This is a genomic window from Micromonospora sp. NBS 11-29, assembly GCF_002140155.1.
Lineage (GTDB): Bacteria > Actinomycetota > Actinomycetes > Mycobacteriales > Micromonosporaceae > Micromonospora.
In genome coordinates this window covers 227,637-252,229 of the sequence record NZ_NAPR01000002.1, presented here as the reverse complement: position 1 = coordinate 252,229, position 24,593 = coordinate 227,637, and the positions used below count along the sequence as shown (strand labels likewise).

Annotated in this window: 21 protein-coding genes; 10 read left to right on the top strand and 11 right to left on the bottom strand. The window is 74.1% G+C overall.

The window, feature by feature from the left end; genetic code table 11:
* Positions 1–42: 42 nt before the first annotated feature.
* Positions 43–582 (bottom strand): hypothetical protein, encoded by a 540-nt coding sequence (locus B1205_RS01145; protein WP_254909615.1) that lies wholly within the window; start codon positions 580–582, stop codon positions 43–45.
* Positions 583–1,079: 497 nt separating this feature from the next.
* On the bottom strand, positions 1,080–2,456 hold the full coding sequence (locus B1205_RS01140; protein WP_089153900.1) for a cellulase family glycosylhydrolase: 1,377 nt from the start codon (positions 2,454–2,456) through the stop codon (positions 1,080–1,082).
* A gap of 364 nt (positions 2,457–2,820) precedes the next feature.
* Between B1205_RS01140 and B1205_RS01135 the strand changes: the two genes are divergently transcribed.
* The 3 genes from B1205_RS01135 (at position 2,821) to B1205_RS01125 (ending at position 5,398) form a co-directional block, all read left to right on the top strand.
* Positions 2,821–3,783: a TIGR03557 family F420-dependent LLM class oxidoreductase gene (locus B1205_RS01135; protein ID WP_089153899.1), complete on the top strand. Its 963-nt coding sequence runs from the start codon at positions 2,821–2,823 to the stop codon at positions 3,781–3,783.
* Positions 3,780–4,595 carry an alpha/beta fold hydrolase gene (locus tag B1205_RS01130; RefSeq protein ID WP_089153898.1) on the top strand — a complete coding sequence of 272 codons (816 nt, stop codon included), beginning with the start codon at positions 3,780–3,782 and terminating at the stop codon, positions 4,593–4,595. Before B1205_RS01135 ends, B1205_RS01130 begins: the two co-directional genes overlap by 4 nt.
* Positions 4,596–4,762: 167 nt before the next feature.
* On the top strand, positions 4,763–5,398 hold the full coding sequence (locus tag B1205_RS01125; protein ID WP_089153897.1) for a GAP family protein: 636 nt from the start codon (positions 4,763–4,765) through the stop codon (positions 5,396–5,398).
* Here B1205_RS01125 and B1205_RS01120 read toward each other — a convergent pair.
* From B1205_RS01120 to B1205_RS01095, 6 genes are all read right to left on the bottom strand, one after another.
* Positions 5,395–6,192, bottom strand: coding sequence for an endonuclease/exonuclease/phosphatase family protein (locus B1205_RS01120; protein ID WP_089153896.1), 798 nt, complete (start codon positions 6,190–6,192; stop codon positions 5,395–5,397). The genes B1205_RS01125 and B1205_RS01120 overlap by 4 nt on opposite strands.
* A 5-nt stretch (positions 6,193–6,197) precedes the next feature.
* Positions 6,198–7,688, bottom strand: coding sequence for a phosphatase PAP2 family protein (locus tag B1205_RS01115; RefSeq protein ID WP_089153895.1), 1,491 nt, complete (start codon positions 7,686–7,688; stop codon positions 6,198–6,200).
* Positions 7,685–8,662, bottom strand: a complete 978-nt coding sequence (locus tag B1205_RS01110; RefSeq protein WP_254909614.1) for a YihY/virulence factor BrkB family protein — start codon at positions 8,660–8,662, stop codon at positions 7,685–7,687. Before B1205_RS01110 ends, B1205_RS01115 begins: the two co-directional genes overlap by 4 nt.
* Positions 8,655–9,662, bottom strand: coding sequence for a diacylglycerol/lipid kinase family protein (locus tag B1205_RS01105; RefSeq protein ID WP_089153894.1), 1,008 nt, complete (start codon positions 9,660–9,662; stop codon positions 8,655–8,657). The genes B1205_RS01110 and B1205_RS01105 overlap by 8 nt, the downstream gene beginning before the upstream one ends.
* Before the next feature lie 91 nt (positions 9,663–9,753).
* Positions 9,754–10,323 (bottom strand): Clp protease N-terminal domain-containing protein, encoded by a 570-nt coding sequence (locus B1205_RS01100; protein ID WP_089153893.1) that lies wholly within the window; start codon positions 10,321–10,323, stop codon positions 9,754–9,756.
* Positions 10,323–10,559: an HTH domain-containing protein gene (locus tag B1205_RS01095; RefSeq protein WP_089153892.1), complete on the bottom strand. Its 237-nt coding sequence runs from the start codon at positions 10,557–10,559 to the stop codon at positions 10,323–10,325. Before B1205_RS01095 ends, B1205_RS01100 begins: the two co-directional genes overlap by 1 nt.
* Before the next feature lie 101 nt (positions 10,560–10,660).
* On the opposite strand from B1205_RS01095, the gene B1205_RS01090 reads away from it, so the two are divergent.
* The 4 genes from B1205_RS01090 to B1205_RS01075 all read left to right on the top strand — a co-directional run bounded on the left by B1205_RS01090 (position 10,661) and on the right by B1205_RS01075 (position 15,828).
* Positions 10,661–11,548: a PP2C family protein-serine/threonine phosphatase gene (locus B1205_RS01090; RefSeq protein WP_089153891.1), complete on the top strand. Its 888-nt coding sequence runs from the start codon at positions 10,661–10,663 to the stop codon at positions 11,546–11,548.
* Between the two features lie 6 nt (positions 11,549–11,554).
* Positions 11,555–12,385 carry a universal stress protein gene (locus tag B1205_RS01085; RefSeq protein ID WP_089153890.1) on the top strand — a complete coding sequence of 277 codons (831 nt, stop codon included), beginning with the start codon at positions 11,555–11,557 and terminating at the stop codon, positions 12,383–12,385.
* 127 nt (positions 12,386–12,512) lie between these two features.
* Positions 12,513–14,915, top strand: coding sequence for a phosphoketolase family protein (locus B1205_RS01080; protein ID WP_089153889.1), 2,403 nt, complete (start codon positions 12,513–12,515; stop codon positions 14,913–14,915).
* 52 nt (positions 14,916–14,967) lie between these two features.
* The gene (locus tag B1205_RS01075; RefSeq protein ID WP_089153888.1) at positions 14,968–15,828 is read left to right on the top strand and encodes a universal stress protein; all 861 of its coding nucleotides are present in this window, start codon (positions 14,968–14,970) and stop codon (positions 15,826–15,828) included.
* Positions 15,829–15,875: 47 nt separating this feature from the next.
* Here the strand turns inward: B1205_RS01075 and B1205_RS01070 are convergent, their stop codons facing one another.
* Entirely contained in the window at positions 15,876–18,206 is a 2,331-nt protein-coding gene (locus tag B1205_RS01070) for a heavy metal translocating P-type ATPase (RefSeq protein WP_089153887.1), read from the bottom strand.
* Between the two features lie 168 nt (positions 18,207–18,374).
* On the opposite strand from B1205_RS01070, the gene B1205_RS01065 reads away from it, so the two are divergent.
* Together B1205_RS01065 and B1205_RS01060 are read left to right on the top strand one after the other, a co-directional pair.
* Positions 18,375–19,385, top strand: coding sequence for an Acg family FMN-binding oxidoreductase (locus B1205_RS01065; RefSeq protein ID WP_089153886.1), 1,011 nt, complete (start codon positions 18,375–18,377; stop codon positions 19,383–19,385).
* Positions 19,386–19,477: 92 nt separating this feature from the next.
* Positions 19,478–21,145 (top strand): sensor histidine kinase, encoded by a 1,668-nt coding sequence (locus B1205_RS01060; RefSeq protein ID WP_176308381.1) that lies wholly within the window; start codon positions 19,478–19,480, stop codon positions 21,143–21,145.
* Between the two features lie 3 nt (positions 21,146–21,148).
* Here the strand turns inward: B1205_RS01060 and B1205_RS01055 are convergent, their stop codons facing one another.
* On the bottom strand, positions 21,149–21,787 hold the full coding sequence (locus B1205_RS01055) for a response regulator (RefSeq protein ID WP_089153884.1): 639 nt from the start codon (positions 21,785–21,787) through the stop codon (positions 21,149–21,151).
* Positions 21,788–21,974: 187 nt separating this feature from the next.
* Between B1205_RS01055 and B1205_RS01050 the strand changes: the two genes are divergently transcribed.
* Entirely contained in the window at positions 21,975–22,949 is a 975-nt protein-coding gene (locus B1205_RS01050; RefSeq protein ID WP_089153883.1) for an Acg family FMN-binding oxidoreductase, read from the top strand.
* Positions 22,950–23,172: 223 nt separating this feature from the next.
* Here the strand turns inward: B1205_RS01050 and B1205_RS01045 are convergent, their stop codons facing one another.
* On the bottom strand, positions 23,173–24,174 hold the full coding sequence (locus B1205_RS01045) for an NAD-dependent epimerase/dehydratase family protein (protein WP_089153935.1): 1,002 nt from the start codon (positions 24,172–24,174) through the stop codon (positions 23,173–23,175).
* Between the last annotated feature and the right edge of the window lie 419 nt (positions 24,175–24,593).

Here is a 24,593-nt window from a genome sequence, read left to right as displayed (position 1 = left end):
TGCCCTGGCGACGACAACCGCACCCAAAGGGTCATGCGGGGGTCACGTCGTCGGGTGGTGGGCGGAGGTGGCGTCGCGCAGGGCCAGGGCGACCGTGGCGAAGAGGGCCGCGCCGCAGCCGACGCCGGAGACCAGACCGACCGCTGCCGCGTCGCCGCCGAAGGCGTGGGTGAGGAAGCCGGCCACGCCGAGCGCGGTCATCACCGCGCCGAGCCAGTGGTAGCGCGGCATCCGCCACACCGCGGCCAGGCCGAAGAAGTGCACGCCGACCACCACCGCGACCCAGGCGACCGCCACGGCGGGCCGGTCGAGCACGTTGTTGATCACGGCCAGGCCGCCGAAGAGCGCGACCGCCTCCAGCGCCACCACGATCCAGTAGCGGCGGTCCATGAACCCCGCCGCCTCCCCCGCCCCGGCGGCGGGCGCTTCCCGGCGGGCCGCCCGGACGAGACCGACCAGGAGCAGCGCCGCCACCAGCAGGCCCGCCACCCGCAGCACCAGCGGCCACGGCGCGGGCAGACCGCCGCTGTTGACCAGGACGAAGACGGTGCCGAAGGAGATCGCCACGAGCGAACCGATCACCAGCCCCGACGGTCGGCCCCTGGTTCCCGGCGTGCTCATCGCTTCCCCTCCCGACGATCGCGCGCCGACCGGTCGGTCCGCCGCGCGCCAGATCGTACGGCAGGCGCCGGGCTACGGCTCTGCGACGTACGTTCCCGACCCCGGTGATGCCGTGCGCCTTGGGGTGTCCACGGCACGCGCGACGGTGCGCCGGGCCGACCCGTACTCAGCCGCAATGCGTCGTACGTCGGCGGGCGGGACCCGCGCGGAAACTCCCCGCCGCCGATCTCTTTCGCCGTGTGCGGGACGGGCACGGGCGGCTCGACGGGCGCCTGACACCCATACCGTTCCACCCACGCCCCCTCTGGCCCGCGAGTGGAACGCCATGGGTGTTTCAGGGCGTCGGAGACACCCATGGCGTTCCACCCCCGGCACGCCTGGCCCGCGAGTGGAACGCAATGGGTGTGTCAGAGAGCGGAGAGAGGTGGCCGGGTCCGTGCGGACCCGGCCACCGGTGGTCAGCTCGCGGCGCAGGTGACCGCGGGCGTGGCGACGCTGCCGTTGCCGATGAAGCCGAAGCTGGTGCTGGCGCCGGCGCCGAGGCGGCCGTTGTAGTCGACGTTGCGGGCGGTGTACGCCGACCCGCTGTTGCTGAGGGTGGCGTTCCACGCCTGGCTGACGGTCTGGCCGTTGGCGAACGTCCACTTCACCGTCCAGCCGGTGATCGCGGCGGAACCGGCGGTCACCTTCACATCGCCCTGGAAGCCGCCCTGCCAGGAGTTGGTCACGGTGTAGGTGGCGGTGCAGCCGCCGGCCGGCGGGGGCGTGGTGGTCGGCGGCGTGGTCGGGCTGGGGCTGGTGGTCGGGCTCGGGCTGGTGGTGGGGCTGGTCGTCGGGCTCGGGGAGCTGCCGGCGTAGACCGAGGCCTCGCGGGAGGTGGCGGTGATGCCGTTGGCCCCGGCGAAGATGCGCTGGCCCCAGCTCGTGAGCTGGGCCGGGTTGAAGCCGGTGGTCATGTCGAGGTATTCCACGCCGCCGCCGTTGCCGCTCCACGACCAGCCGAGGTAGCCGATCCGGTTGGTCTGGGCGTAGGACATGATGGTGTCCTCGTCGGGGTTGCCGTCGGAGTGGTTGAAGCCGAACTCGCCGACCACGATGGGCAGCCCCGCGGTGCGGAACCGGCCCAGGTAGTCGGTGATCTCCGCGGCGGTGTCGAAGACGCCGTACATGTGGATGGAGAAGACGGTGTTGCGCTGCGGGTCGGCGTTGAACACGGTGCCGGCGTTGTCGCGCATGGTGAAGGACCAGTCCTGGCCCCAGTTCGGCCCGTCCACCATGATCGTGTGGGTGAGGCCACCGGCGCGCAGGCGCTTGATCGCGTTCGAGGTGTCGTTGGTCCAGGCGCTGTAGCCCTGGTTGCCGAACGGCTCGTTGCCGATGTTGACGATGACGTACTTCTCCTGGCCCTTGAGCACGTCGGCGATGCTCAGCCAGTAGTCGGTGGCCTTGGCCAGCGTGGTGGCGGCGCCGTCCTCGCCGTACCCGGTGGTGTCGTGCGCCTCCAGCACGCAGATGAGGCGGTTGGTCTTGCACAGCGAGATCACGTTTGCCACGTCGGCGGCGCTGTTCTTCGTCCAGCGGTCGCCGGTGGCCAGCACCACCCGGACGGTGTTGGCGCCGAGCGCCTTGATGTTGGCGAACGAACTGGTCTGCTGCGGGTACCAGGTGTGCGCGTGGTTGACCCCGCGCATGACGAACTCGGTGCCGTTGGCGTCGTAGAGCCGGCCGTTCGAGACGGAGAAACCGGTGGCGGCTTGCGCCGGCTGCCCGAAGGCGAACACGGCGGTCAGGGCCGTCAGCAGGGCGGCGCCCGCGACGGAAAGGATCTTCTTCATGGCTGTCCTCAGAAGGGAGGTCTTCCCCGTGCCCGAGCGGGGTGCGGTGATGGTGACGACGGTTGGTGGCGACTGGCCCGACAGTCGCCGCCCGACTCCCGGCGGACGCCGGCATCAGCGTAGGCCGATGAGCGAGAGCAGTCAACCGGTTAAGTCCGGTGACGGCCCGTGTCGACCGGGCCGCCACCGGGGCGGTCATCCCCACCACAGGATGGTGCGCCCTCCCGGCATGAACCGGTTAAGCCGGACTGTAGGCACCCGGCTGTTCTACCGTCAAGGGTTCCGGCCAGGGGAAGTGGACATCGAGGGTTGACCCGCGCCCGGTGGGGTATCCGGGGACGATCCACCCGGAAGGAGAGGCGCCATGGTCAACGTCGGCTACACCCTGATGTGCGAGCAGGCCGGCCCGAAGGAACTGGTCGACCACGCCGTACGCGCCGAGGCCGCCGGCTTCGACCACCTGGTCATGTCCGACCACTACTCCCCCTGGCTGGAGTCGCAGGGGCACTCCCCGTACGCCTGGTCGGTGCTCGGCGCGGTCGCCCATGCCACCACCCGGCCCGAGCTGCTGTCGTTCGTCACCTGCCCGATCCGGCGCTACCACCCGGCGGTGGTGGCGCAGAAGGCCAGCACCATCGGGGTGCTCTCGGACGGGCGGTTCACGCTCGGCCTCGGCGCCGGCGAGAACCTTAACGAGCACGTCGTCGGCGGATGGCCGCACGTCCAGCAGCGGCACGAGATGTTCGAGGAGGCGCTCCAGATCATCCGGCCGCTGCTCAACGGCGAGACCCTCACGTTCTCCGGCAACCACTTCGACGTGCCCGACGCGTACCTCTGGGACCGGCCGGAGCGTCCGGTGCCGATGGCGGTGGCCGCGTCCGGCCGGCAGTCAGCCACGCTCGCCGCCGAGTACGCCGACGCGATGATCGCCACCGACCCGCTGTCGCACCTGGTCGACATGTACGAGGAGGCCGGCGGCGCGGGTCGCCCCCGCTACGGGCAGGTGGCCATCTGCTACGGCCCGGACGAGGACGAGTGCCGCAAGATCGTGCACGACCAGTTCCGCTGGTTCGGGCTGGGCTGGAAGGTCAACGCCGACCTGCCGAACCCGGAGGCGTTCGACGCGGCCACCCAGTTCGTCCGCGAGGAGGACGTGGCCGAGGGCATCTCCTGCGGCCCGGACGTCGACCGGCACGTCGAGGCGTTCAAGAAGTTCGTCGACGCCGGCTTCACCCACGTCGCGCTGGTCCAGGTGGGCGGCGACACCCAGCCGATGTTCCTCGACTGGGCCCAGGAGGAGCTGCTGCCCCGGCTGCGCGAGCTGTGACCGGTTTCGGGCCGGGCGAGCTGCGCCAGGCGCTCGCCGCGCCCCGCCCGGCGGCCGGCCTGGTCAGCGACTTCCGGCCGGTCGCCGGGCTGCGCACGCACACCCGGCGGTCCGCCGGCCCGCACGGGGACGCAGCGCCGGTGGTGCTCGTGCACGGCCTGGCCGTGTCGCACCGCTACCTCACCCCGCTGGCGGCGAGCCTGGCGCCCCGCCACCCGGTGTACGTGCCCGACCTGCCCGGCTTCGGGCTGACCGAGCGCCCCGGCACCGCGTACGACGTGGCCGGGCACGCCGCGTTCCTGGTCGACTGGCTGGCCGCGTACCGGTTGGGTCCGGTCTGCCTGCTCGGCCACTCGTTCGGCGCGGAGGTGGCCGCGGCGCTCGCCGCCCGCCGCCCCGACCTGGTCCGCGCCCTGGTGCTGGCCGGGCCGACCAGCGACCCGGCCGCCCGCTCCCGACGCGGCCAGATCGGCCGGTGGCTGGTGGACACGCTGCGGGAGGCGCCGTGGCAGGCGCCGATCCTGCTCCGTGACGTCCTCGACGCGCGCCCGTGGCGGGTGTTCGCCACGCTGTCGCACTCCGTCCGCAACGCGATCGAGGCGGACCTGACCCGGGTGACCGCGCCGACGCTGGTGCTGGCCGGAGCCCGGGACCCGGTCGTGCCGGCCGGCTGGCGGCAGGAGGCCGCGCGGCTGGTGCCCGACGCCCGCACGGTGACCGTGCCGGGCGCGGCGCACAACGTGGTGACCACCGCACCCGGCGCGGTCGCCGACGCCGTCCACGACCTGCTCACCCCGGCCCTGAGGAGCTGACACCCCATGCGCATCGGAAACACCGAGATCCGGCCCGCCGGCGGTGGCCTCGGCTGCCTGCTGATGATCCTCGTCTCGATCGTGGCCTCGGTGGTGTTGACCGTGCTGGTCAACCTGATCCTCTAGAACCGGCCGCGCCCCGCACCGGGCGGCAACAGAATGAGGCCATGAACCTGCTGACGGTGCTGCCGCTGGCCATCGTCATGGTCGCCGGTCCGCAACTGGTCAGCGCGATCTTCCTGGCCGCCAGCCGCGACCCGCGCCGCAGCTCGGTGGCCTTCCTGACGGGTGCCGCGCTGGGCATCCTGATCCCCCTGACCGTCTGGTACGCCGTGTTCCGGGTGGTCCGGCACACCGCCGGCAGCGGCACGAAGGACAGCGGCAGCCGGCACCTGATCGACTGGATCGTGCTGGTGCTGCTGCTGATCCTCGCGGTGATCACGTTCCTGAGGCGCAAGCGGAACCAGCCGCCGGGCTGGATGCGCAAACTGGAGGACCCGAAGCCCACGTTCGCCTTCGGCCTGGGCGTGCTGCTCTTCCTCGCCATGCCCAGCGACGAGGTCACCATGGCCTCGGTCGCCGGCAGCCTGGCCGGGCACGACAAGCCGTGGTGGCACCTGCTGCCGTTCGGAGTGCTGACCGTGCTGCTGCTGGCGCTGCCGCTGCTCGCGCTCGTGCTGCTCGGCACGCGCGCGGAACGGCTGCTGCCGAAGATCCGCGACTGGGCCGACGCGCACTCCTGGATCATCAGCGAGGCCGTCATCCTGATCTTCGTCGCGATCGTGGTGTCCGACCTGGTCTAGGCGGGCGGGAGGTCCAGCTCGGCCAGGACCGGGTAGTGGTCCGAGGCGACGTCCGCGTCGCCGTCGCGCACCACCCGGACCGCCCGGACCCGGTCGGCCAGCGCCGGGGTGGCCAGCAGGTAGTCCAGCCGCATCCCGGCGAACTCCGCGCCGCCGTGCCGGGTCGGCACCGTCAGGCCGCCGGGCTCGTCACCGCCCGCGCGCGACCAGAGGTCGACCAGGCCGGCGTCGAGCAGCCGCGCCACCGCGCGGGTGTCCACGGTACGGCCGTCGCGGCGCAGGTGCCGACGCCGGTATCCGGGGGCGAGCCCGGCGAGGCGGGCGGTGTGGTCGACGGCCGGCTCCAGCGTGTTCAGGTCCCCGACGAGCAGCGCCAGGTCTCCCCCGGTACGCCGTACCGCCGCCGCCAACCAGCCCGCCTCCATCCGCCGCCGCCCACCCGAGTACGGGTTCAGGTGGGTGCTGAACACGGTGAGCGGCCCCGCCCCGGTGGACACCTCGACCCGGGCGGCGGCGTGGTGGAACGGCCGGCGTACCCGCCCGGCGCGCAGCACCCGCAGCGGCGGGCGGACCAGCACCGCCACCGGCTGCCCGAAGCAGGAGCGCGCCAGGTAGGCCGTCAGCCCCGTCCGCTCCGCCAGCCCGCCCAGCGTGCCGTCGAGCCCGCGCAACTCCTGCAGGGCCAGCACGTCGGGGCGCTGGGCGGCGACGACCGAGACGATCCGGTCCCGGCGGTCGGTGCCGCCGCGGTCCCGCCCGCCGGTGCGGATGTTCCAGGTCATCACCCGCAGCATCGGCGTCAGTCCGACCGGCCGGCCTTGGCCAGCTCGTCGTCCAACTCGTCGACCTGCTCCGACTCGATCGCCGGTTGGTTGCCCTCGGCCACGTCGGCGTTCGGCCGGATCACCCACCAGAGCAGCGTCAGCCAGAGCGTGCCGAGCAGGATCGCGCCCATGAAGTCGGTCGGGTGGTGCATGCCCCGGTACATCCGGGAGGTGGCCACCCCGACCGGCATGATCACGGCCATCGCCACGAACAGCCACCGCCACCACCGGTCGGTGCGGGGCAGCACGATGATCGCGATGGCGGCCCAGAGGCAGATGGTCGCCGCGATGTGCCCGGACGGGAACGACGAGGTGGGCATCTGCCCGTCCAGGTTCTCCACCGGCGGGCGGGGCCGCTCCACCACCCGGGCGGTGGCCAGGAAGAGGCTCAGCTCGCCGAACATCGCCAGCACCACGAAGAGAACCGGCCGCCACCGCCGCCACACGGCCAGCACCAGCGGGCAGAACACCAGCGAGACCAGCAGGATGGCGTGGGTGTCGCCGAACTTGCTCCACCACCAGCTCAGGTCGGTGAGCGCGTCGGTGTGGCGCGCGGCGAACCAGCGCGGCACCTCGGTGTCGAGCGTGTCGAAGAACGTGCCCTTGGCGTGGTAGCTGACGTACATGCCGAACGCGTACAACGCGCCGAAGACGATCACCCAGCCGACCAGCAGCTCGGCCACCGCCGAGCGGGGGTGGGCCAGCACCTTCTCCTCGGCCGGCGCCGGGGCGATCTCCCGGCCCGCCTCCGGCTCCAGGCCCTCGGTGAGCGGCACCTCCGGCCGGCCGCGCTCGCGCCGCCACAGCCGGAAGGCGTACGCCGTGACGCCCAGCCAGGCCGCGCCGAGCAGCCAGCCGCCGAGCACGTCCGAGACGAAGTGCACGCCCAACGCGATCCGGGTCAGCCCGACCAGGAAGACCAGCACGGCGGCGATGGCGATGGCCGGCTTGCGCCAACGCGGCTGCATCGCCGGCAGGAACACCAGCAGCAACGCGCCGTAGGCGACGAACGAGCCGAGCGCGTGCCCGCTGGGGAAGCTGTTGCCGGGTGCGCTGGCCACCGGCACGTCCACCACCGGGCGGAGCCGTCCCACCAGCGCCTTGAGCGACGGGTCGAGGATCAGCCCGCCCACGCCGGTGACGATCAGGTAGACCGCCAGCCGGGACTGGCGGCGGATCAGCAGGCCCACCACGGCGATGGTGACCAGCCAGATCAGCACCGGCCGGCCGCCCAGGTCGGTGATCGCCTGGAGCACCGTGACCAGCGGGTGGTGCGGCGCCACAAGGTCGTTGAACCACTCGGCCGCCTCGTGGTCGCCGTGTTGCAACGGGCTCCAGCGGAACCGGACGAGCATGAGCAGCACGCCGAACGCGACGCCCGCGCCGGCCACCGCGAGCAGCCCGACCAGGCTCCGCTCCGCGAAGTGGCCGAGCGGCCGGCGACCGGCTTCCCTGACCTCGGTCACACCGCACCTCCCTCTTCTTCTGCGAGGCGCGGTGTACCCGATCGGGGTGTTTCGTACACGCCACGTCGGCGCGGCGTCAGAGCGCGGTCATGTCGCCGGTGTCGAANGAGCGCCATCCCGGTGAGGTTGGCCCAGAGCAACAGGGCCATCATGCCGGTCAACGCGCCGTAGGTCTGGCCGAATCCGCCGCTGTACTTCACGTACGCGGCGAGCAGCAGGCTGGCCACCCACCAGATCGCGATGGCGATGCCGGCGCCGAAGAAGAGCCAGGACAGGCCGGGTTGCTTGCGTCGGGGCGCGTGCCGGAACAGCGCCGCGACGGCGAGCACGGTCAGGCCGAGGCTGAGCGGCCAGCGGACCACGTCCCAGACGACGGTGGCGAGGTCGCCCCACTCGTAGTGCCGGCGCACCGAGTCGCCCATCGCGCCGCCGCCGACCAGGATCAGGAACCCGGTCAGCGCGGGCACGCCGGCGACCAGCGCGAGGACCGTGGCGCGCAGGTACTTGGGGAACGCGGGGCGGTCCCGCTCGACGCCGTAGATCCGGTTGGCGCCGCGCTCGATCTGGGCCATCGTGGTGGTCAGCGCGACCAGGCCGGTGAGCAGGCCGAGGGTCAGTGCCAGCTCGCCGGCGTCCTCGGTGCGGTCGGAGTCGGTCAGCAGCTCCTGCACCACGGTTTCGCTCTGGCCCGGTGTGATCGCCAGCACCGTGTCGGCGACGACCTTGCCGCCCTCGTCCGCGCCGAGGTCGGTGATCAGGCCGGTGAGCGCGATCAGGAACGGCACCACGGCCAGGCAGAGCTGGAACGCCAGCGCCCGGGAGTGGCTGAAGCCGTCGCCGTAGCGGAACCGGATGAACGCGTCCCGCAGCAGGTGCCAGCCGCCGTGCCGGCGCAGGGTGCGCCACGCGTCGTCGGCGGAGAGCTCGTCCCGCGTCATCAACCGGGTCTCGGGGACGAGCTTGGTGCTACTCACGGCGGGCCTCGTCGATGAGGTGCTCGCCGCGCTCGGCGGCCGCCTCCGCGTCCACCGCCAGGTCGGGGTCGTCCGCGGGACGCGGCACGCAGAGCCAGAGCGATTCGGGCCGGATGGAGACGGTCAACGACCGGCCCGGCTCGATCAGGTCGCCGTCGAGCTGCCGGGGCTGCGCCCGGTTGCTGGCGATCTCGACGGTGCGCGCCCGGAACACCTCCATCCGGGGCACGCTGCCGCGGCGGCGCACCACCGCCCAGCCCATGGCGAGCCAGTGGCCGAGCGTGTGCGGGGTCAGCACCGCGACGTCGAGCCAGCCGTCGTCCGGCTCGGCGTCGGTGAGCAGGCGCACCCCGCCCTGGAGCCGGCCGACGTTGGCGACCAGGACGGAGCGGGCACGGCGGCGCAGCCGTGGCCGGCCGTCGATGCGCACCGAGACCCGCATCGGCCGGTCCCGCAGGTGCCGGGCCGCGCCCACCAGGTAGGCCGGCCAGCCGATCCGCTTCTTGGTGGTCTCGGACGTCGAGTCGAGCATCTGGGCGTCGAAACCCATCCCGGCCATCACCGCGAAGCACTGGTCGCCGACCACGCCGACGTCGAGCCGGCGCATTCCGCGTTCCACCGCGACCTGCAACCCGGCGGCGAGGTCGTTGGAGAGACCGAGGTTGGCGGCGAGCAGGTTGCCGGTGCCCTGGGGCAGCACGGCCAGGGCCACGTCGGTGCCGGCGAGCGCGGTGACGCAGGCCATCACGGTGCCGTCGCCGCCGCAGGCGAAGACCACCTCCGCGCCCGCCTCGACCGCCTCCGCCGCCTGGCCCCGACCGGGGTCCTCGACCGTGGTCTCGTACCAGGTCGGCGCCGGCCAGCCGGCGGCGTCGAGCGCGCCGTCCACGATCCGGCGGAACTCCTCCAGGTCGGCCACCTTGACCGGGTTGACCACCACGGCCGAGCGCGGGGTCCGGTTCTCGGCGGTCACCGGGCTCTTGTCGTCTGCACCGTCCACGGCGTCAGTGTGCAGGACGCGGGGCGCGGCGGCGACCCGGCGGGCAGGAGCGTTGCGGGGATCGCAGACAGGTTTGGGCGCGGCCGGGGCGTCAGGCCGCCTCGCGTAGCGTCGTCTCGACCCGGCGGCGCAGGTCGTCGAGGTCCGCGCCGGCCTCGGTCAGCACCTGCGCCGCCAGGCCGTCACCCTCCCGGAGCAGGCCGAGCAGGATGTGTTCGGTGCCGATGTGCCGGTGGCGCAGCCGCAGCGCCTCCCGCAGCGACAGCTCCAACGCCTTCCTGGCCCGGGGCGAGAACCGGCCGCCGCCGGGTCGGCGACGCCACCACCGGCGTGGCCGGGGGGTCGCCTCGCGCAGTGCGTCGGGGCCGAAGGACTCCTCGATCCGGGCCACGATCGCGGCGAGGTCGATGCCGATCTCGCGTAGGGCTGCCGCGTCCGCCGCGCCGAGCCCGTCGACGCCCTGGCCGCGGTGACGGGCGATCGCCGCCCGCAGCCCGTCGGCCTCGACGCCGCCGCCGGCGAGCAACCGCACCGCCAGGTTGCCGTCGTCGGCCAGCACGCCGAGCAGCAGGTGCTCGGTGTCGACCGGGTGCCGCCCCTCGGCCTCGACGAGCGCATGGTGCACCACGGCACGGGCCCGGTCGGTGAATCGTTCGAACATCACGCCTCCCAACTCTGGCGCACCGCCGGTCGCCCGGCGTGCTTCTTGTGGACCGCCTGCCGGCTGACCTCGAGGGCGTCGGCGATCTCCTGCCAGGACCAGCCCTGCCGTCGGGCGTTGTCCACCTGGACCACCTCCAGCCGTTCGAGCAGCCGGCGCAGGGCGAGCACCGCGCGCAGGCCGACCTTGGGGTCGGTGCTGCCGGCCGCCGCCGCGAGTTCCGTTGCCTGACTCATGCTGTCAATGTAGGTTGACAGCACCCGCCTGTCAACCTCCGTTGACAGGAGACACGCCTGAACTGCCCGAATTACCCCTGAACCGGTGATACTGTCCGTTGGTGTTCCGCCGCCGTCCACTGGACCGGCCGGTCGAGGCCGCCCGCCGGCTCACCGCCGGGCGGTTCAGCCTGGAGATCGCCGGGGGTGCCGTGGTCGGGCACCGCTATCCCGACAACTACGACGCGCTGCACGTCGACCCGGAACTGCCGCTGGCCGTGATCTGCGACGGCATGGGCCAGGGCGAGGGCAGTCGACTGGCCGGCGCGACCACCATCCAGACCTTCGTCGGGCAGGTCCGCGCCGCGTGGCCGGCGATCGACGCCGCCGGCCTGCGCGCCGCCACCGCCGAGACCCAACGACGGGTACGCCGGGCCGCGTCGACCCGGACCGGGATCACCGGGTGCACACTCACCGCGATGGTGGCCCAGCCCGACGGCGAACAGGCATGGCTGGTGCACCTCGGCGACTCCCGGGCGTACCGGCTGCGCGACGGCCTGCTGGAGCTGATCACCGTGGACCACAGCATGGCCTGGCTCGGCCTGCTGCACGGCTGGTGGCCGGCCGATTCGCCGGAGGCCACCCGGGCCCGCTACCAGCTCCTGCGCTACGTCGGCCACCCCGACCAGCCGGAGCCGGACCTGCTCGCCGTGCCGTTGCGCCGCGGGGACACCTGGCTGCTCTGCACCGACGGCGTGAGCGACCAGATCGGCTACCACCGGCTGCGGGACCTGCTCGCCGTCCGACGGGACCCGGCACGGGCCGTCCAGTCCCTGCTCGACGCCAGCCTCGACGAAGGCGGCGAGGACAACGCCACCGCCGTCGTGCTGCGTGTGCACCCCGCCGGCCCACCCGACGCCGAGTCGCCCGCCCCCGCCCAGTTCCGCCGGACCGGTCCGGCCGGCGCGGCCGCACGACTACCGTGGGTGGAAAGCGCGGTCGGGAGGTGAGCCCGGATGGCGGCATCCCGCAACGGCGCCGTGGTCGTCGGCGTCGGCCGGGCGACGGAGGACCTGGCGGTGATCCGGACGGCCGCCGGCGAAGCCGCCGCCCACGACCGGCCGCTGCACCTGCTGCACGCGTTCAACTGGGCCGCGACCGGCGGTCCCGCCCCGGCCGGCGGCACCCGCACCGACGCGGAGGACCTGCTGGAGCGGGCCGGCCGGATCGCCGCCGAGACCGCGCCCGAGGTGCCGGTCAGCGGCGAGATCGTCGAGGGCTCACCGGTCGAGGCGCTGCTGCGGGCCGCCGACGCCGCGTACCTCGTCGCCCTGGGTGACGGCGGCATGGCCACCTGCGCGACCTGCGTGCCGGCCGACGCGCCGGCGGTCGAACTGGCCTCCCGGGCGGCCTGCCCGGTGCTGGTCGGCCGCGCCGAGCCGGCCCCGCCCGGCCCGGTGCTGGTCGCCTTCGACGGCTCGCCGGGCGCGCACGCCACGCTCGGGTACGCCTTCGACTGCGCCGAACGCCGGGGCGCCCGGCTGCTCGCCGTCCGGGTCGTCGAGCCGGACCGCCGTGACCGCGACGATGGCCTGCTGGAGGAGGCGGTCGGCCGGCACGCCGCCCGGCACCCGGGCGTGCACACCGAGTGCCACACCGTACGCGGCGATCCCGGCGCCGTACTGGTCGACCGGTCCCGCTCGGCGCAGCTCGCGCTGGTCGGGGCGCGCGGCGACGGGCCGGTGCGGTCCACCCTCGGTGCGGTCAGCCAGTCCCTGCTCTACCACTCGCCCGCCCCGCTGATCGTGGTGCGGGGAGTCGACCCGCACGCCGGGGGCGGGTCATGACGCCCCTCCGGCCCGGGACCTACGGCCCTGACCGCGGCCCCCGTCCGGGGGCGAGGCTGGACCGGCCGGGGCGGGAACGGCCCTCCCCGAGTGGCAGACGCGCCGAGTCACGAGAGGCCGAGGCAGCATGGACACCGCGGTAGACCTGCACAGCCCCCTGACCGAAGACGAGCTGCGCCGGCTGGACGCCTACTGGCGCGCGGCGAACTACCTGACCGTCGGGCAGATCTACCTGCTCGACAACCCGCTGCTCCGGGAGCCGCTGCGGCCCGAGCACATCAAGCCCCGGCTGCTGGGCCACTGGGGCACCAGCCCCGGTCTCAACCTGCTCTACACGCACCTCAACCGCGTCATCGTCGACCGGGACCTGTCCGCCATCTTTGTCACCGGCCCCGGCCACGGCGGCCCCGCGCTGGTCGCCAACACCTGGCTGGAGGGCACCTACAGCGAGCTGTACCACCACATCCCGCGCGACGAGAGCGGCATGCAGCGGCTGTTCCGCCAGTTCTCCTTCCCCGGCGGCATCCCCAGCCATGTGGCACCGGAGGTGCCGGGTTCGATCCACGAGGGCGGCGAGCTGGGGTACGCGCTGAGCCACGCCTACGGCGCCGCGTTCGACAACCCGGACCTGCTGGTCGCCTGCGTGATCGGTGACGGCGAGGCGGAGACCGGCCCGCTGGCCGGGAGCTGGCTGTCCAACGTGTTCCTCAACCCGGCGCGCGACGGTGCGGTGCTGCCGGTCCTGCACCTCAACGGCTACAAGATCGCCAACCCGACCGTGCTGGACCGGATCCCCACCGGGGACCTGCTGGACCTGATGCGGGGCTACGGCTACCAGCCGTACGTGGTGGAGGGCGACGACCCGGTGACGGTGCACCAGCTTCTCGCCGCGACGTTGGACCGGGCGGTCGACGAGATCACCGCCATCCAGCGCCGGGCCCGCTCCGGCGGCGACGTGGAACGGCCCCGCTGGCCGATGATCGTGCTGCGCACGCCGAAGGGCTGGACCGGGCCCGCGGACGTCGACGGCAAGCAGGTCGAGGGCACCTTCCGCGCCCACCAGGTGCCGATCTCCGGGGTCCGCGACAATCCGGCGCACCTGGCCGAGCTGGAACGCTGGCTGCGCAGCTACCGCCCGGAGGAACTGTTCGACGCCACCGGCGGACCGGTCGCCGAGCTGGCCGCGCTGCCACCGACCGGCGATCGGCGGATGAGCGCCAACCCGGTGGCCAACGGCGGCAGGCTGCTGCGCAATCTGGAGCTGCCGGACTTCCGCGACTACGGCGTCGACGTCGAGGAACCCGGCGCCACGGTCGCCGGGGCGACCGGCACGCTCGGCCCCTGGGTCCGCGACGTGATCACCCGCAACCCGGAGACGTTCCGCCTGTTCGGCCCGGACGAGGTCGCCTCGAACCGGCTCGGCGCGGCGTTCGAGGTCACCGACCGCGCGTTCGTCGGCCGCCGGCAGCCGGGCGACGACCACCTCTCCCCCGACGGACGGGTCATGGAGGTTCTCTCCGAACACCTCTGCGAAGGCTGGCTGGAGGGCTACCTGCTCACCGGCCGGCACGGCATCTTCACCAGCTACGAGGCGTTCATCCACATCGTCGACTCGATGGTCAACCAGCACGCCAAGTGGCTCAAGGTGACCCGGCACATCCCCTGGCGGGAGCCGATCGCCTCGCTGAACTACCTGCTCTCCAGCCACGTCTGGCGGCAGGACCACAACGGCTTCTCGCACCAGGACCCCGGCTTCATCGACCACGTGGTCAACAAGAAGGCCGAGGTGGTTCGCGTCTATCTGCCGCCGGACGCCAACACGCTGCTCTCCACCATGGACCACTGCCTGCGCAGCCGGCACTACATCAACGTGGTGGTGGCCGGAAAGCAGCCGGCGCCGAACTGGCTGACCATGGACGAGGCGATCCAGCACTGCCGCCGTGGCCTGGGCATCTGGGACTGGGCCAGCACCGACGACGGCGCCGAGCCGGACGTGGTGCTCGCCTGCGCCGGCGACGTGCCGACGCTGGAGACCCTCGCCGCGGCCGACCTGCTGCGCCGGCACCTGCCCGACCTGAGGGTACGGGTGGTCAACGTGGTCGACCTGATGCGCCTGCAACCGCCGTCGGAGCACCCGCACGGCCTGCCGGACAACGAGTTCGACACCATCTTCACCCGCGACAAGCCGGTCATCTTCGCCTACCACGGCTATCCGTGGCTGATCCACCGGCTCACCTACCGCCGGACCAACCACGAGAACCTGCACGTACGCGGCTACAAGGAGGAAGGCACCACCACCACGCCGTTCGACATGGTGATGCTCAACGACCTGGACCGGTTCCACCTGGTCATCGACGTGATCGACCGGGTGCCGGAGCTGCGCTCGCGCGCCGCGCACCTGCGCCAGGAGATGGTGGACACCCGGCAGGCCTGCCGCGACCACACCCGCACCTACGGCGAGGACGACCCCCGGGTCGCCGAGTGGCGGTGGATCCGGGAGAGCGACCCGGCTGTACGGAGTGGCCAGTGAGTGCGAGGAGTGAGCTTGCGAGCCCCGCAGTCGCGAACGGAAGGCAAGCACAGTGAGTGACGAGATTCTGGTCGGTTACGACGGCTCCGCCGACGCGACGGTGGCCCTGAACTGGGCACTGGACGAGGCGGGCCGCTCGGGCCGGCCGGTGCGGCTGGCGTACGTCTTCGAGTGGTTGACCGTGGCCGGTTGGATCGGGCCCGGGGTGGCTCCGGGCATCTGGCCGGACGAGAACGCCCGGCGGCAGGTCGAGGAGTTGGTCCGTAAGGCGGCGGCGGACGCCGCCGCCGACCGGCCCGGCCTCACCGTGCACGGCGAGGTCTTCGACGGTCCGCCCGCGCTGGTGCTTCAGGAACGCTCCGCCGAGGCGGGGATGCTGGTGCTCGGCAGCCGGGGGCACGGTGGCTTCGGTGGGCTGCTCACCGGCTCCACCGCGGTCTCCGTCACCGCGCACGCCCACTGCCCGGTGGTGGTGGTCCGCGACGGCCAGGTCGCCACGTCCGGGCCGGTGGTGCTGGGCTCGGACGGTTCCCCCTCGGCGCTGCGGGCGCTCGGTTTCGCCGTCGAGCGGGCCGCCCAGCGGGACGTGCCGCTGCGGGTGCTGCGGGTGTGGGAGCCGCCGGGCGACCGGTGGACGCCGCCGGACTTCGACCCGGAGGCGACCGCCGCGACCGAGCTGGCCGCCGCCGAGGCGGAGCTGGCCCCGTGGCGGGAGACCTTCCCGGACGTGCCGGTGGAGATCACAGCGGTACCCGGCAGCGCGGCGTCGCTGCTGGTGGAGGCGAGCCGGGCGGCGCAGCTCGTGGTGGTGGGCAGCCGGGGCCGGGGCGGCCTGCGGGGCATGCTGCTCGGCTCGGTCAGCCAGCAGCTCATCCAGCACGCCCACTGCCCCGTCGCCGTCGTCCGGGAGTGAGAGGAGGGGCCCCCTGTTAACGCATTCTGCATAACAGGGGCCCCCTCCTAACGCTCGGCCGGGTTGAGGGAGAAGTAGTCCTCCTCCTCCTGGGCCAGGTGCAGACGCAGCACCGCGTCCAGGCCGTAGAGCGCCGCCAGCAGGTCGGGCACCTCCTCGCGGCGCAGCCGGCCGTCCGGCTGGGCGGCGAGATGACCGCCGACACGGTCCACCAGCCGGGCGATCTCCACATGCGCGCGGCTCATCGTCGAGGTGGCCTCGTCGCTGCCGAGCGGACCGGCCAGGGCCGGGTAGAGCTGCCGTTCCTCGGCCGCCTCGTGCGGCAGCACCTCGTCGGTCAGGCGGCGGTGCACGTCCCGCAGGGCCGGCCCGCACGCCGGGTCGTCCGGACGCGTCGCCACCAGGTCGGCGGTGTCCCGCAGCCGGGTCAGCACCTCGCGGACGCCGCCGTGCTCGCCCGCGTACCGGTCGAGCAGTTCCCGGGTGTGCGGGGGGACGTCGCGGCGGCGCAGTCCGCCGCCGAGGGCGCGCAACGCGTTGAGGATCACCAGCACGTCGATGCCCTCCTGGAGGAACGCGCCGGCGACCGGGGGCAGCCGGCCGGCGGCGGCCACCAGCATCGCCACCACCGCCAGCCCCATGCCGACGGTGGCGCTCTGCACCGCGATGCGGCGCGCGTACCGGGCGATCTCCACGGCGTCGGCGAGCCGGTCCAGCCGGTCCACGGTGAGCACGGCGTCGGCGACGTCGGCGGAGGCGGTCGCCCCGGTCGCGCCCATCGCCACCCCGACGTGCGCCTCGGCCAGCGCCGGCGCGTCGTTGACGCCGTCGCCGACCATCACGGTCACCGCCCGCGCCGACTCCTCGCGTACCCGATGGGCCTTCTCCCCCGGCGAACACCGCGCGATCACGTCGTCCACGCCGACGACCTGCGCGACCTGCCGCGCGGTGCGCGGCCGGTCGCCGGTGACCATGACCAGCCGGGTCAGCCCGGCCTCGCGCAGCCGCCGCACGGTCCGTCGGGCGTCCGGGCGGACCGGGTCCTCCAGCAGGATCGCGCCGAGCGGGCCGCGCTCGTCGGCGACCCAGACCGTGGAGCGGCCGGCCAGCTCGGCCCGCTCCCGGGCCCGGTCGGCCCACGGCGGCGGTTCGCCGTCGAGCTGGCCGACCCGGACCAGGCGGCCGTCCACCCGCCCGGTCACGCCGCGCCCCGGCTCCTCGGTGACGTCGGTCGGCTCGGCCAACGGCACCCCCCGCTCGCGGGCCTGCCGCACCAGCGCGGCGGCCAGCACATGCGGCGAGAGCTGCTCGACGGAGGCGGCCAGCCGCAGCACCTCGTCCCGGTCGCCGCCCGGCGCCACCACGGTCTCCGCGGCCCGCGGCCGGCCGGCGGTGAGCGTGCCGGTCTTGTCCAACAGCAGGGTACGGGCGCGGCCGAGCTGCTCCAGCGACCCGCCGTCGCGGACCAGCACGCCCCGGCGGGCCACCCGGGACAGCCCGGAGACCACCGCGATCGGGGTGGCCAGCAGCAGCGGGCACGGGGTGGCCACCACCAGCACCGCCACCGCCCGCACGAACTCGCCGGACAGCAGCCACGCCAGGCCGGCCAGCAGCAGCGTGAACGGCACGAACGCGGCCGCGTACCGGTCGGCCAGCCGCACCATCGGAGCCTTGCGGGCACCCGCCTCCTCGGCCAGCCGGACGATGCCGGCGTACGTGCTCTCCGCCGCGTTGCGCCCGGCGCGCAACCCGAAGCCCGCGCCGGCGTTGACCACGCCGCTGGCCACCTGCTCGCCCGGCGCGCGGCTCACCAACTGCGACTCCCCGGTCACCACCGACTCGTCGAGCGTCGCCGCGTCCTCGACGGCGCCGTCCACCGGCACCACCTCACCGGGACCGACCACCAGCCGGTCACCGGCGGCCACCCGGTCCAGCGGCACGACCTCGATCCCGCCGTCGGCGGTCCGGCGGCGGGCCTGCCGGGGGGCGCGTTCCAGCAGCGCCCGCAGGTCGCGGGTGGCGCGGCGGCGGGCGTACTCCTCCAACGCCCGCCCGGTGGCGACCATCACGGCGATCACCGCGCCGGCCAGGAACTCCCGCACCAGCAGCGCGCCGAGCAGGGCCAGCACGGCGATGACGTCCACCCCGAACTGCCGGCGCCACAACTGCCGCAGCATGGTCCAGGCGGCCGGGACCAGGGCGACCACGGTGACCGCGGCCCAGACCAGCCGGGCCGCGCCGCGCGCCCCGGCGAACCACGCCGCGGCCCCGGCCAGCACGGCCACGGTGAGCAGCACCAGCGGGCCCCACTCGGCCAGGGCGGCCCGCCGCAGCCGGGCCGGCCGTTCGGGTACGCACTCGCGTGGTTCGGTCCCCACGAGTGGATCGTCTCAGCGCCGGACCGGGGCGGGTGGGGCGAATCGGATGATCCGACGGGCCGAAGGACCCCTGCGGGCCCGGCCGGGCATGCCCGAGGATGGAGTGGCAACCCCCACCCGGGCGACCCGGGCGTGGGGCACGATGGGTAGACCAGGAAAGGTCGTGACATGAGCCACGAGACGCCGGCCACCGGTCGCCCGCTGACCACCGCGCTCGCGGAGGCCGCCGGAATGGCCGGCCACGCCCCCTCGGTGCACAACACCCAGCCGTGGCACTGGACAGTCCTACCCGACGCGCTGGAGCTGCGGGTGGTCCGGGAACGGCACCTGAGCGCCATGGACCCCGAAGGCCGGCTGCTGGTGGTGAGCTGCGGCGCCGCGCTGCACCACGCCCGGGTGGCGCTGGCCGCCGAGGGCTGGACCCCGGTGGTGGAACGGCTGCCCGACCCGCACCAGCCCGACCTGCTGGCCCGGATCACCGGGCTGCGGCACACCGGCGCCGACCCGGACGCCATGCGGACGGTGCAGTGCATGCGGGTACGGCACACCGACCGGCGGCCGGTCAGCGACGAGCAGATCCCCACCACCGCGCTCGGCGACATCGACCGGGCCGCCACCCGCGAGGGCGTGAACCTGCAACTCCTCGACGACATGCAGAAGATCGAACTGGCCGGCGCCGCCCAGCAGGCCGCCGCCGTCGAGGCGGACAGCCCGGAGCTGCGCGAGGAACTGGCGTACTGGACCAGCCGCGCCGGCACCGGCACCGGCCTACCGCCGGAGGTGCTGCCCGACCAGGCGGCGCAGACCACCGTGCCGGGCCGCGACTTCGGCGCACCCGGCTCGCTGCCGATCGGCCCCGGCCACGACAAGGCCGCCGTCTACGCCATCCTCTGGGGCGCCGAGGACGAGCCACTGAGCTGGCTACGCGCCGGCGAGGCGCTCTCCGCCGCCTGGCTCGAAGCCACCCGGCACGGCGTGTCCCTGGTGCCGCTGTCCGGCGTGGTGGAGGTCGACGGCACCCGCGAGGTGCTCCGGCGGACGCTGGCCGGGCTCGGCCACCCGTACCTCAGCATGCGACTCGGCCTGGTCGACCCGGCGCACGCCGGCCCGCCGCACACACCGCGGCTGGACGCCGCGCAGACCGTCGACACCTCGGCCGTACGCGACGTGCTGTCCTGACGGTCTCGTCGCCGCGCGCCACCGGGCGATAGCATCGCCCGGTGGCCGCCGCACCGACCCCCCGGCACGAGCACGTCACGCCGTCGCTCGGCTTGACCCCACTGTCCCGGGTACGCCTCGACGAGCTGCTGCAAGAGATGCTCGACCGGGTCGGCGAGGTGGTCACCAGCCGGGAACGGCTGCGGGCCCTGCTCGACGCCGTGGTCGGCATCGGCTCCGACCTCGACCTGCGCAGCACGCTCCAGCGGATCGTGCAGTCGGCGTGCGAGCTGGCCGGCGCCCGCTACGGCGCGCTCGGGGTCCTCGGCCCCGACCGGCTGCTGCACGACTTCATCGTCCACGGCATCGGTCCCGAGCTGCACGCGCGCATCGGCGAGCTGCCACACGGGCGGGGCGTGCTCGGCCTGCTCATCGACGACCCGAAACCGCTGCGCATGCCGGACATCACCCGGCACCGGAGGTCGTACGGCTTCCCGCCGAACCACCCGCCGATGCACAGCTTCCTCGGCGTGCCGGTGCGCATCCGTGACCACGTCTGGGGCAACCTCTACCTGGCCGAGAAGCAGGGCGCCGCCGAGTTCACCGAGGACGACGAGGAGATCGTGGTGGCGCTCGCCGCCGCCGCCGGCGTGGCGATCGAGAACGCCCGCCTCTACGCGCTCGCGCACCGACGCGAACGCTGGCTGGCCGCCGCCGCCGAGATCACGTCCGTGCTGCTCGGCGAGGTGCGCCGCACCGACGCGCTGTCGCTCGTCGCCCGCCGCGCCCGCGAGGTCGCCGAGGCGGAACTGGCCCTGGTGCTGCTCTACGACGAGGACGAGGCGCAGTTCACCGTCGAGGTGGTCGACGGCGCCGACCCGGCCGCCCGGGAACTGGTCGGCGCGGTGCTGCCCGCCGACGAGACCAGCTTCGCCGGCGCGGTCACCCGACGCCGGCACGAACAGGTCGACGACCTCGCCGAGGCGGCGCCCTGGCCCCGCCCGGTGGTCGCCGGGCCCGCGGTCATCTCCCCGCTCGCCGCCGCCGACACGCTGCACGGCGTCCTGGTGATCGCCCACCGGCCCGACCACGGCCCCGCCGCCGACGACGACCTCGCCCTGCTCGCCAGCTTCGCCGGGCAGGCCGCGCTGGCCATGGAACGAGCCCGCGGGCAGGAGGAACGGGAACTGCTGGTGGTCCTGGAGGACCGCGAGCGGATCGCCCGCGACCTGCACGACGTGGTCATCCAACGACTGTTCGCCACCGGCCTGCAACTGCAGAGCGGGGCGATGAACGCCCGGCCCGAGACGGCCAAGCGGATCAACCAGGCCGTCGACGACCTGGACGCCACCATCCGCGACATCCGCCGCACCATCTTCGAGCTGCGCACCCCGATGAGCGCGGCGCTGCGCACCGAGATCCGCGAGGCGATCGAGGTGGCCGCCGAGTCGCTGGGCCGCCGCCCCGACCTGGAACTGGTCGGCCCGATCGACAGCGCCGTCCCGGACGACCTGCGCCCCGACCTCACCGCCGTGCTGCGCGAGGCCCTCTCCAACGCGGTACGCCACGCGCACGCCGACCGGGTGTCGGTGCGGGTGCGGGTGGACTCGGGCCAGGTCGAGGTCACGGTCACCGACGACGGGATCGGTTGCGACCCGGAGGCGGCCCGAAGCGGCCTGGTCAACCTGCGCGAGCGGGCCGCGCGCCTGGGCGGCGAGTTCACGCTGGGCCGGGTCGAGCCGCACGGCACCGAGGTGCGCTGGAGCGTCCCGCTCGGTTGAGAGTCAGTGGGTCTTGCCGAGCAGCCGGGTGGCCAGCACCGCCGCCTGGGTCCGCCGCTCCAGGCCCAGCTTCGCCAACACGCTGGAGACGTAGTTCTTCACCGTCTTCTCCGCCAGGAACATCCGGCCCGCGATCTCGCGGTTGGTGAGCCCCTCGGCGACGTACTCCAGGATCCGCCGCTCCTGCTCGGTGAGCGACTTCAGCTCCCGCGGCTGCTCCACGCCGCTGCGGATGCGCTCCAACACCCGGGTGGTGATCGCCGGGTCGAGCAGCGACTGCCCGGCCGCCACCCGGCGGACCGCATCCACCAGGTCGGTGCCGCGGATCTGCTTCAGCACGTAGCCGGCCGCGCCGGCCATGATCGCGGCGAACAACGCCTCGTCGTCCTCGTACGAGGTGAGGATCAGCCCCTTGATCGACGAGTCCACGGCGCGGACGTCCCGGCAGACGTCGATGCCGTTGCCGTCGGGCAGTCGGGCGTCGAGGATCGCCACGTCGGGGCGGAGGGCGGGAATCCGCCGCGTCGCCTCCTGGGCCAGGCCGGACTCACCGACCACCTCGATGTCGCCGCTGCCGGTCAGCAGGTCGGCCAGGCCACGACGGACGACCTCGTGGTCGTCGAGCAGGAACACCCGGATCATCCGTCCTTTCTACCCGCTCCCCCGCGCCCCGGCACGGGCCGAAGGTCCCGTCGTCGCCGTGCCGCCCCGGGCCGGCCTGCCCCTGCCGAACATGCCCGAGGTGGGGACCTCCGGCCCTGCTCACGGCACATCCCGCCGACGCACCGTAGGAACCGGAAGCCCGGCACCGCACGGAGGGGGCACGACCATGACGACCGGATACACCGTCGCGCAGCTACGGGCCGCGGTAGCCGACGCGGTACGCGCGCCGTCGCTGCACAACACCCAGCCGTGGCGGTTCCGGCTGCACGACGACGGGATCGAGATCGCGATCGACCCGTCGCGCCGGCTGCCCGCCACCGACCCGACCGGCTGGGGCGCCCGGCTCGCCTGCGGGGCGGCGCTGTTCAACCTCCGGCTGGCGCTCGCCGTGGCGGGCACCCCGGCCACCGTCCGGCTGCGCCCGTACCCGGGCGACCCGGACGTGGTGGCCCGGCTGGCGCCCGACGTGCCGCGCCGCCCCACCCCGACCGAGCAGAGCCTGTACGCGGCGATCGGCCGCCGGTTCAGCAACCGCGCGCCGTTCTGGCCGGACCCGGTGCCGGCCGAGGCCCGCTGGCGTCTCGGCGAGGCGGCCCGGGCCGAGCAGAGCTGGCTGGAACTGGTCATCGGCACCAGCGCGGTCGCCGCGTTCGCCGAGGTCGCCCGCAGCGCACACCGGGTGCTGGAGCGCGACCCCGCGTACGTGGCCGAGCGGATGGCGTGGATCCGCTCGGAGCCGGCCCCCGACGGGGTGCCCGCCGCCGCCGGCGGGCCGCAGAGCGAACCGCAGGACCTGCTGCCCCAGCGCGGCTTCGGCGGCCGCGACCGCGCCCCCGGCCGGGACTTCGAACCGGAGCCGCTGGTGGCGGTGCTCGGCTCGGCCGGCAACACCGGCACCGACCAGATCGTCGCCGGCCAGGCGTTGCAGCGGGTGCTGCTGACCGCCACCGACGCCGGCCTCGGCGTGTCGATGCTCTCCCAGCCGATCGAGGTGCCCGGTGCGCGGGAGGCGCTGCGGCTGTCCCTGGGCCGCTTCGGCACCCCGCAGATGGTGATGCGGATCGGCTACGGTCAGCCCGGCCGCGCCACCCCACGCCGCGCGGTCGACGAGGTGCTCGACCTACCGGTCGTCCCGGCCTGACCCGCTGACCCACGCCGGCTCAGCCGGCACCGTCCCGGCTGCTCCCCAGCCCGGCTTGCCGGCTGCCCAGCCCGGGCTGCCGGCTCACCGGCCCGCCCTGGCTTCCCGGCCCGATCCGCCCCGTACCGGCCCGCTCCCGCACCGGCCCGGGCCGCTCCCGCACGGGCCCGCGCCGCTTTCGCACCGGCCCGGGCCGCCGGCGTCCTGGGCCGGTTCGCTGCCGTCAGGCCGGGAGGCCGGCCAGCAGCGCCGCCTCCCGCTCCGGGGCCAGGCCCACCGGCGCCCGCGCCGGCCGGCCCGCGCGTTCCGGCACGCCACCCACCTCGCGCAACCACCGCCAGGTGTCCGCGACCGTCTCGCCGACCGGCCGACAGACCAGACCCGCCGCGTACGCCCGCTCGACGTCCCGCTCCTGCAACCAGCGGTACTCGTGGCCGCGCGGCACCCAGATCGGCAGGTCGTTCCAGGGCTCCACGTCACCGGCCAGGATCGGCGCCGGGTCCGTCCAACGCAACGCCGCGTCCGACCCGGTCGCCGCCACCGCCGCATCGAGCAGCTCACCCATCGTCGCGTGCCCGGTGCGACCAATCACGTTGTACGCCCCGCCGACGCCCTCGGCACCCCGGTCGAGCAGCCAGATCGCCAGATCACGGACGTCCACGTACTGGATCGGGAGATCCCGCGGCCCCGGCGCCAGCACCGTCCCGCCCCGCGCGACCCGGTACAGCCACCACGGCAGCCGCCCGATGTCCTCCCCCGGCCCGAGGATCAGACCGGCCCGCGCCAGCAACGCCCGGCCGCCGAACACCTGCGCCGCGGCCCGCTCCCCGCCGGCCTTGTTGCGCGCGTAGTCACCGTCGTCCGCGTCCGGGTCGGCCACCACGGTCGGCACCTCCTCCCCGGTGCCCAGCGGGACCGGCGGCGCGTACACCGAGCCGCTGGAGACGTAGACGTAGTGCGGCACCGCGCCGACCAGGGCCCGTGCCGCGTCCCGCACCGCGCGGGGTGCGCCGTCCCAGGTGTCCACCACCAGGTCCCACTCGCCGCCGGCGAGCGCGGCCAGCCCGTCGGGCGCGGTGCGGTCACCCCGCAACCGGTGTACGCCGGCGGGCACCTCACCGTGCACGCCGCGGTTGAACACGGTGACCGACCAGCCTCGGCGCACCGCCTCGGCCACCACGGCCCCGCCGACGAAACCCGTACCACCCAGCATCAGCAGTCGCATGAAACCCACTCTGCCCTCCGGTAACCGGTCCGGGCCGGCCTGTTCACGGTGAGCAGATCTGCCCAGGGCAGAACCGTTCGCCGGGGATGCCCGACGGGCGCCTGACCGCCCGTCTCACGCGGTGCTCGATCTGCGCGCTCGGGAGTGTGGGAAGCGGCCGGCAGCCCCCTTGTCTGCGGGCGCCCCGCCGTGCTTCCTCGGCGGGGAGCCAGCCTCCTCCGGCGCACATGCCACCCGGTGTCGCTCGCGGGCAGTCGGAGGCGTGCGTCCTGTGGTGCCCGGTTGCCTGACGCGGCGTCCGACTCGCCGGGGTCGTGCCCGGATGCACCCATGGCGTTCCACTCACGGGCTGGGAGGAGCGTGGGTGGAACGTCATGGGTGTGTGGGAGGTCGGGATGCACCCATGCTGTTCCAGTCAC